This window comes from Halocynthiibacter styelae, from assembly GCF_016123485.1.
GTDB lineage: Bacteria > Pseudomonadota > Alphaproteobacteria > Rhodobacterales > Rhodobacteraceae > Halocynthiibacter > Halocynthiibacter styelae.
In genome coordinates, this window is record NZ_JADCKQ010000026.1 from 1 (window position 1) to 6586 (window position 6586).

Consider the following 6586-nt stretch of genomic DNA (forward strand, 5'->3'; position numbering starts at 1 on the left):
GAAATCGAAAACATTATGACCAGAGAACAAATTACAGAGGCTACGCAATTGGCGCAAACCTGTATAAGGTCTAATTATACGAAATGCGACTAATCGAAAGAATTCCCCCACTACTATCCATACTATTTCCCCTTCAAGCGCCCCCAAAAACCTTGACGCTGTTGTCTTGTCGTAATCTCGCGCTGGTCGGATAACAGAGCCGTTAGCTGACGGCGCTCTGACTTCTCATCGGACAACATCTGCTGCAAGCTCTCTATGCGGTCTGTCAGTTGTTCACGCTCGCGGTTTCGCTCAACCTCTGCTGTAGCAATCTGTTGCTGCAACGCATTAACTTCCGCCGATACGGCACTGTTTTCGTTATGTTTCCGCGATGTTTCCAATTGTTCATTTGAGGGTGTTTCCGTTTTCTTCGGGAACACCCGAAGAACCTCGGCAGGGTCTAACTGAAAACCTGACTTCGTTTTCTCGTGAACGCTCATCTTCCCTGACTTTATGGCCTTAGAGATAGCCCCCTTAGACCAACCACACATCTCTGCCGCCTGCCCTAGTGTAAGATATGTACTGTTTCCCATCATGCTTCCAATTGTTCATTACTGTTATTTTATGGTGTTCACGATACACTGGAATAGGGCAGGGGGGAAGATCATTGCTGCCGTATCTCAATTGAGATACAGTCCTATCCTAGGAGGATATTCATATGCCCACACAAACTTCAATGCTACACGTCCGCGTGGACGACCAACTCAAAGCTCAAGCCGTTGACGCCCTCGCGGGTGTCGGTCTGACGCTCTCGGATGCCGTGCGCATCCTGCTGACTCGCGTAGCGACAGAAGGCGGTTTGCCCGCAGGTCTGACCGCCGATCCCGATGCCTACGACACTTGGTTTCGAGCCAAAGTGCAGGAAGCTCTGGATGACCCGCGCCCCACTGTCCCACATGCCCAAGTGATGCAGGAAGCGCAGGAACTGATTGACGAGAAACGCCGTGCTAAAGCTTGAATGGAAAGCGACGGCCATCGCCGACTTACTGGCGATTGTCGATTACATCTCCGACGACAATCCAGACGCGGCCCAAGCTCTCAAAGATGAGATTGAGGCTAAAACTTCACGCATCCCCGATAACCCGCAACTCTACCGCGTGGGCCGTGTCCATGGCACACGCGAGATGGTCGTCCGGCCCAACTACATCGTGATTTACACAGAGGATGCCATTGCCGTGACGATCCTCCGTGTGCTTCACGCAGCACAGCAATGGCCCTAAACATAATGGAGAGTAGGGCTACCAGTATTGAAATCGTTGCAGCCCCCTATCCGCGGATGTAACCCACCCTTCAAACGCTGCTATTTGCGGCATCTAAATCAAGGCTATCGAATGACCCCCTTAATGAAAAACTCTCTAGCTTTTGTGGTGTTCGCCATTATCGCTGCAATTTTGAATGCTATTGTTTTTCCAGGCCCTTTGGAAAGCCCTTACGCTGAGGGAGTGGGCAAGGCAGTCGCATGCTGGGGAATAGCATTCCTAATCACGTGGGCTGCAAAGAAAAACCGCAGCGCGTGGCTGTTTGGTGTTTCTATGTTCATTCTTATTTTTATGATTTTTATCCAGCCAGTCTTGATGGATAGCATGGTAAATTCAGGCTAGGGCCGATTGATATAATGTGTATGAAAGCAATAACCTCTCTCACCATTGCAGTTTTTCTTACTGCTGTCCCTGTTGCCGCGCTCGCGGAAGAAATCACCGTTGGGTCATGCCCATCAAACATTATCGTAGAGCGATTAGGGGAATGGGCCGCGCTTTCTAACGATGGAGAAATAGTTGAAACCCTGCGGAGTAATCCCAACCGAACCAATGAGGTATCTGCCGCTTTCATAACTGACGATGCAGCCAGTTTATAAGTTGTTGTCCTTTCACTCCGGTCTCTCGAAAGGCATCAAGGATATATAAGCGAAAGTGATTTCATCACGATTCGTGCAGAGTTCGCGAAAGCTTTTCAAGGCCCGACTCCAGAAATGCAAACAAGAATAGACGAGGTCATTGAGGGTAATTTATCTGGCACTGGCGCGAGTGCGTACAACCTAAAATATGGGCCGTCGGTAATGGATCCTGGAATATTCATTGGGTTCGCTATTACTGAAGCAGACATTCCGGGATTGGGTGTAGGGTTATACCGAGCCGCCATGAAAATGCAGTACATCCGTGGTTGTATAGTTCAGGCCAATTTTTCCATCGCCGTCTCACCTAGTTCCAGAGATCGCTTGGATCAAGCGATCTCTGACTTTGTGATGAGGTAGGGCGCTATTCTGCGCTCAGCCGACACAACCTCCCTAAAGGCTGTGCCCGTGTTCTCGATCAATGCCGATATCCTGTTCTTTCTCGATGCTACGCTCGGCCTCCCGTTCCTGCTCTCGGACATAATCGTTGGTTTCCTTGAGCGCGGAAAAATCGGCACCGCGCAAAGCCTCGGCCAACCCGCCCAAAGATTGCTCAGCCACATCCCGCACATGCGCATAGGTCTCGACAAACCGCTCTCGCAGCCCACTAACCAGATCACGCACGTCTTCCAGCCGGCCCTGCGCCTCGCGCCATAGATCGCCGGCAGCGGTCTGGATGCCGCGCCGCTCCATGCCCCATGCTTTCCAACCAATGTCGGGAAGCGGATCACGGTCCAACTCAACGGCCTCGACCTCCAACTCATGGGCGGCCTTCTCGTCACCGCGCTCAAGCGCCTGCTCTTTGAGGTCCAGTTTTTCATTGCGCTGGACCTCAAGGCTGCGATGGTCGATTTCATGGGCGGCCTCGATCTCGCGAAGGTAGCTATTGGCATGATCGGCCCAGCTCTCGCGCCAGCCCTCCAACAGCTCCTTGCTGTTCCAAGAGCGGTCTTTGCCTTCAAAGCCGTCCACGCCGATGGAACGGGTGGTCAGCATGATGTGAGCATGGTGGTTGCGCTGGTCGCCTTCTTTGCCGGGAGCATGAAGCGCCACGTCCGCAATCATGCCACGATCGACAAAGGCAGTCTGCACAAAGGACCGCACCAAAGCGCCACGCTGTGCGTCGTCCAGCTCGTGCGGTAGGGCTACCGTGACCTCACGGGCAAGCTGGGCGTCCTTGCGTCGTTCCACGGCCTCGACAGCGTTCCACAAGGACGCCCGATCTTTCATTGAATCGGGTGTACCTTCAGGAACGAGGATTTCAGAGGACACGACTCCCGTGCGATTAGAGTAATCATGCTCCAGCCCTTGGCGGTGGTCCTTGATGCACTCGGCGGTCCGGTAGGCAGCGGCGGCAACAGCACTACGGCCCGTGCTACGAGAGATCATCTTTGCGGAGAAATGATAGATCGCCATGAGCGCAAACGAGCCTGTGCATTTGGTCCAGGGCAATACGACCTGATCCGATGGAGTTTGGGGCGGGCGGAAAACCGCTCCAGATTGCCTCTTGAGGCAAAGGGGAATGGCGTCGCCTTGGGGTTCACCCCGTTGAGACCTCACACATTGCCTTGGCAATGTATAAGTGAGCACTTAAAGTGTTTCTACCGTAACACCCAGAACAGGACTTCGCAACTCTCATGCCCCGCACCATCGACCAACAAATCGCAGAGGTTGAGAACAGAGTCCAAAGGCTCAAGACCAAAAAGCGAACCAAAGACACTCGGCGAAAAATCATTGTTGGCGCGACCGTCATTCCGGCAGCGTTCGAAGACAAGAACCTTGCCCGTCAGCTTGTCACATTACTGGAAACATCACTGACCCGAGCGGTGGATATTCAGGATGCAGAACCTCTCTTGAACGATCTGCGCAAATTTATTGGAGACAACCAAGTATGAACAACGATCCCGTACAGGACCTCATTGACCAGCTTAAATTGATGCGGGTCGAACTGGGCGATGTGAAGAAACGCCAATTGACTGAAGAACGGCTCAAACATCTACAAGCTGCGCTAGAAGATAATGCTACAGAAATCGCAGGCGTTCAGAATGCAGCTGCACAAGGCGGCTTTGAAGGTGCTGAGCGTCTCACTTACAACTTAAGTAACATAGCAGGTCAAATCGAGCGTAAGGTCGATAATGCTGTGCGCAGCCTCTCAGAAGCCCGTAAAGAAGCCTCAAGTACAATTCTGGCCCGTAGGCGCAACGTCCACCTCTTTATGCTTTTCTCAGCTCTTACAGGGCTTGCCACAGGCGCTTTGCTTTCGTTGATCGTCTTCGATTATTATTTGGAACGCGATTTTAAAGATACCGTTCAACTTATGGGATGGGATTGGTCTTGTACTCAACGTGATGGATTTATTTCAGATCAGGACAATGGGAAGTTCTGTGTGTTCCAAATTGAGCAGTAATTCACAGCTCTGCTGTGTGTTCTTGTGTTCTTATATGGTGTTCCCCCCATTTTAATCGTTTTATATCAGTGCCTTACTTAACTTCAGGGATACAAATTAGGCGTTTCCACCCATTCAGGGATACAAATTAGGCATTCAGGGATACAAATTAGGCAACTTACCCACTCGCATTCAGGGATACAAATTAGGCGGAGCTCTGCGCACTTAGGGATACAGCAACTGGCCGGTTTGTTTTTTGTTTGTATCCCTGAATGTAGCCGCTACAATGAACGTATGAGTAGAACAGAACCACAGCATCTAGGATTATTCTCTGAAAAAGAGTTGGACGGCATTCAGCCTTCTGGGTCCCCATGGATAATCTCCGATGATGACCCAGCTACGGTCCCTGTCCCCTTGCAAACCGTCATTGTGAAGGTGGACGGGCCATATACAGAGCGAGATCGCAAGCTATGGGTTTTCCTGCTACACACCGTCTTTGATGAGTTGGGCGAAAACCCTATCCATTCCCTGCCTGTCCGCGAAATTAATGCTGTCTTTCGGGAGCTTGGCGGTGAACATGACACGAAATGGCTGTGGGACAGCGCCAAGCGCCTCGCCAAGACAACGGTCGAATGGGAAACTACTTTTGACGATGGCCGCTTTGAGCAAGGCATCTCATCCATGTTCGGCGCGAATATCTCAAAGAAGGCGCGGCAGATGGGAACACTGACGTTCAACTTCCCGCCCCTGCTCATCCCGATCATCAAGCAACCAACACGCTTTGCCCGTCTACGGGTTCACTTCCTGCTCAAGCTGTCAGGTAAATACGCTGTAACGCTGTATGAAATCCTAGAAGGCTTTACCAACCGCCGTGATGGGCGGTGCGCCGTCACGATTGCCGATCTGCGTACATGGCTCAAAGTTCCCGAGGATAGCTACTCCACATGGAAAAACTTCCGCCTGCGAGTGCTTGACCCAGCCATAAAGCAAATCAACGATGATCCTCTCGGCGCGGGGTTCTCAGTCGAATACACCCCTATCCGTAAGGGCCGGTTTTATAACGAGATCGTTTTCCAGCTTACCAAAACCCCTAAACGGATTCAGACCGACACGCTCATCAAGAAAAGTGCGGGTAATGCTCGCATCATCCAAGCCGCCAAGGACAAAGGCCGTCCTGCCCTGCTCGATGCAGACATAAATCGTGCTGCACAAGAAACACGTTACTTCCTTGATATGGACAAAGTGCAGGCTGAGTTTTGGGCGCATTGGGAAAGCACGGGCAAACCTAAATTTAAAAAGGGTGCGGCGACGGCATTCATGGGATTCACAAAAAAGAAATATGGGCAGGTAAAATATGGAAGAAAATAACAAAAATAATGATCGCTCTCCCTTTAAATTACTGCATATCGTAATGATTGCCTTGTTTGTTAGCAGCACAGGATCCGATCTCTTAGCTCAAGACTTTAACACAGGAGAAGCATTCTACAGCACTGGTGACTATGCCAATGCGATGGAAGAATGGAGACCACTAGCAGAGCAAGGTGACATGAGGGCGCAATTCTTCCTTGGCGAAATGTACGCATTTGGCCTTGGCCTATCAAAGAACCGATCAGAAGCTATGCGATGGTTTCTCTTAGCCGCAGAACAAGGGCACCCAGACGCGCAGTACAATGTTGGCAGGTTATATGACGAAGAAAGCGACTGGTCGACTGGAGAAACCTTTGTAGAATTTCTGTCCAGAGGAGGAATAATAGAAGATCCTACAGAAGCAGCGCGATGGTATCGACTTGCGGCCCAACAGGGGCATGCTATTGCCCAGTTTTTGCTAGGCCTTAAATACGCTAAAGGAGATGGTGTGCTAAAAGACCCTGAAGAAGCAGAACTTTGGTTGCGCCGGGGGGCCGAACAAGGTGACATGCAGCTTCAGAGAAACCTAGGATGGATGTATGCTAATGGTGAAGGCATAATACAAGACACATCTGAGGCTATGATATGGTATCGTCTTGCTGCCCAACAGGGGCACCCGGATGCACAAAATTCTCTCGGACAAATGTATACTAACAGAGACAGTACTATAAAGGCTCATATGTGGTTCAACATATCATCTTCTACCGGCCATTCAGATGCTGCGGAAAATCGGGATGAAATCGAAAACATTATGACCAGAGAACAAATTACAGAGGCTACGCAATTGGCGCAAACCTGTATAAGGTCTAATTATACGAAATGCGACTAATCGAAAGAATTCCCCCACTACTATCCATACTATT

At 50.6% G+C, this 6586-nt stretch carries 9 protein-coding genes; 7 read left to right on the top strand and 2 right to left on the bottom strand.

Annotated features, from left to right (window positions below):
* Positions 1 to 122 precede the first annotated feature (122 nt).
* Entirely contained in the window at positions 123 to 479 is a 357-nt protein-coding gene (locus tag H1D41_RS18080) for a hypothetical protein (RefSeq protein WP_228850241.1), read from the bottom strand.
* Between the two features lie 218 nt (positions 480 to 697).
* Between H1D41_RS18080 and relB the strand changes: the two genes are divergently transcribed.
* From relB to H1D41_RS18095, 3 genes are all read left to right on the top strand, one after another.
* Positions 698 to 997: a type II toxin-antitoxin system RelB family antitoxin gene (gene relB, locus H1D41_RS18085; protein WP_228850242.1), complete on the top strand. Its 300-nt coding sequence runs from the start codon at positions 698 to 700 to the stop codon at positions 995 to 997.
* Entirely contained in the window at positions 984 to 1259 is a 276-nt protein-coding gene (locus tag H1D41_RS18090) for a type II toxin-antitoxin system RelE/ParE family toxin (protein WP_228850243.1), read from the top strand. Before relB ends, H1D41_RS18090 begins: the two co-directional genes overlap by 14 nt.
* A 123-nt stretch (positions 1260 to 1382) precedes the next feature.
* Positions 1383 to 1640, top strand: coding sequence for a hypothetical protein (locus H1D41_RS18095; RefSeq protein WP_228850244.1), 258 nt, complete (start codon positions 1383 to 1385; stop codon positions 1638 to 1640).
* A gap of 683 nt (positions 1641 to 2323) precedes the next feature.
* On the opposite strand, the gene mobQ is transcribed toward H1D41_RS18095, so the two are convergent.
* Positions 2324 to 3346, bottom strand: a complete 1023-nt coding sequence (gene mobQ, locus H1D41_RS18100; protein WP_228850245.1) for a MobQ family relaxase — start codon at positions 3344 to 3346, stop codon at positions 2324 to 2326.
* A gap of 221 nt (positions 3347 to 3567) precedes the next feature.
* On the opposite strand from mobQ, the gene H1D41_RS18105 reads away from it, so the two are divergent.
* From H1D41_RS18105 to H1D41_RS18120, 4 genes are all read left to right on the top strand, one after another.
* Positions 3568 to 3825 carry a hypothetical protein gene (locus H1D41_RS18105; protein ID WP_228850246.1) on the top strand — a complete coding sequence of 86 codons (258 nt, stop codon included), beginning with the start codon at positions 3568 to 3570 and terminating at the stop codon, positions 3823 to 3825.
* Entirely contained in the window at positions 3822 to 4337 is a 516-nt protein-coding gene (locus H1D41_RS18110; protein ID WP_228850247.1) for a hypothetical protein, read from the top strand. The genes H1D41_RS18105 and H1D41_RS18110 overlap by 4 nt, the downstream gene beginning before the upstream one ends.
* Positions 4338 to 4730: 393 nt before the next feature.
* Positions 4731 to 5684, top strand: a complete 954-nt coding sequence (locus H1D41_RS18115; RefSeq protein ID WP_228850248.1) for a replication initiation protein — start codon at positions 4731 to 4733, stop codon at positions 5682 to 5684.
* Positions 5671 to 6552 (top strand): tetratricopeptide repeat protein, encoded by an 882-nt coding sequence (locus tag H1D41_RS18120; protein ID WP_228850249.1) that lies wholly within the window; start codon positions 5671 to 5673, stop codon positions 6550 to 6552. The genes H1D41_RS18115 and H1D41_RS18120 overlap by 14 nt, the downstream gene beginning before the upstream one ends.
* Positions 6553 to 6586: the final 34 nt, after the last annotated feature.

Excerpts from the sequence above, each read along its gene's own strand:
- H1D41_RS18080 (WP_228850241.1), bottom strand. The coding sequence starts at position 479 with ATGAGCGTTCACGAGAAAACGAAGTCAGGTTTTCAGTTAGACCCTGCC.
- H1D41_RS18095 (WP_228850244.1), top strand. The coding sequence starts at position 1,383 with ATGAAAAACTCTCTAGCTTTTGTGGTGTTCGCCATTATCGCTGCAATT.
- H1D41_RS18120 (WP_228850249.1), top strand. The coding sequence starts at position 5,671 with ATGGAAGAAAATAACAAAAATAATGATCGCTCTCCCTTTAAATTACTG.
- mobQ (WP_228850245.1), bottom strand. The coding sequence starts at position 3,346 with ATGGCGATCTATCATTTCTCCGCAAAGATGATCTCTCGTAGCACGGGC.
- H1D41_RS18105 (WP_228850246.1), top strand. The coding sequence starts at position 3,568 with ATGCCCCGCACCATCGACCAACAAATCGCAGAGGTTGAGAACAGAGTC.
- relB (WP_228850242.1), top strand. The coding sequence starts at position 698 with ATGCCCACACAAACTTCAATGCTACACGTCCGCGTGGACGACCAACTC.
- H1D41_RS18110 (WP_228850247.1), top strand. The coding sequence starts at position 3,822 with ATGAACAACGATCCCGTACAGGACCTCATTGACCAGCTTAAATTGATG.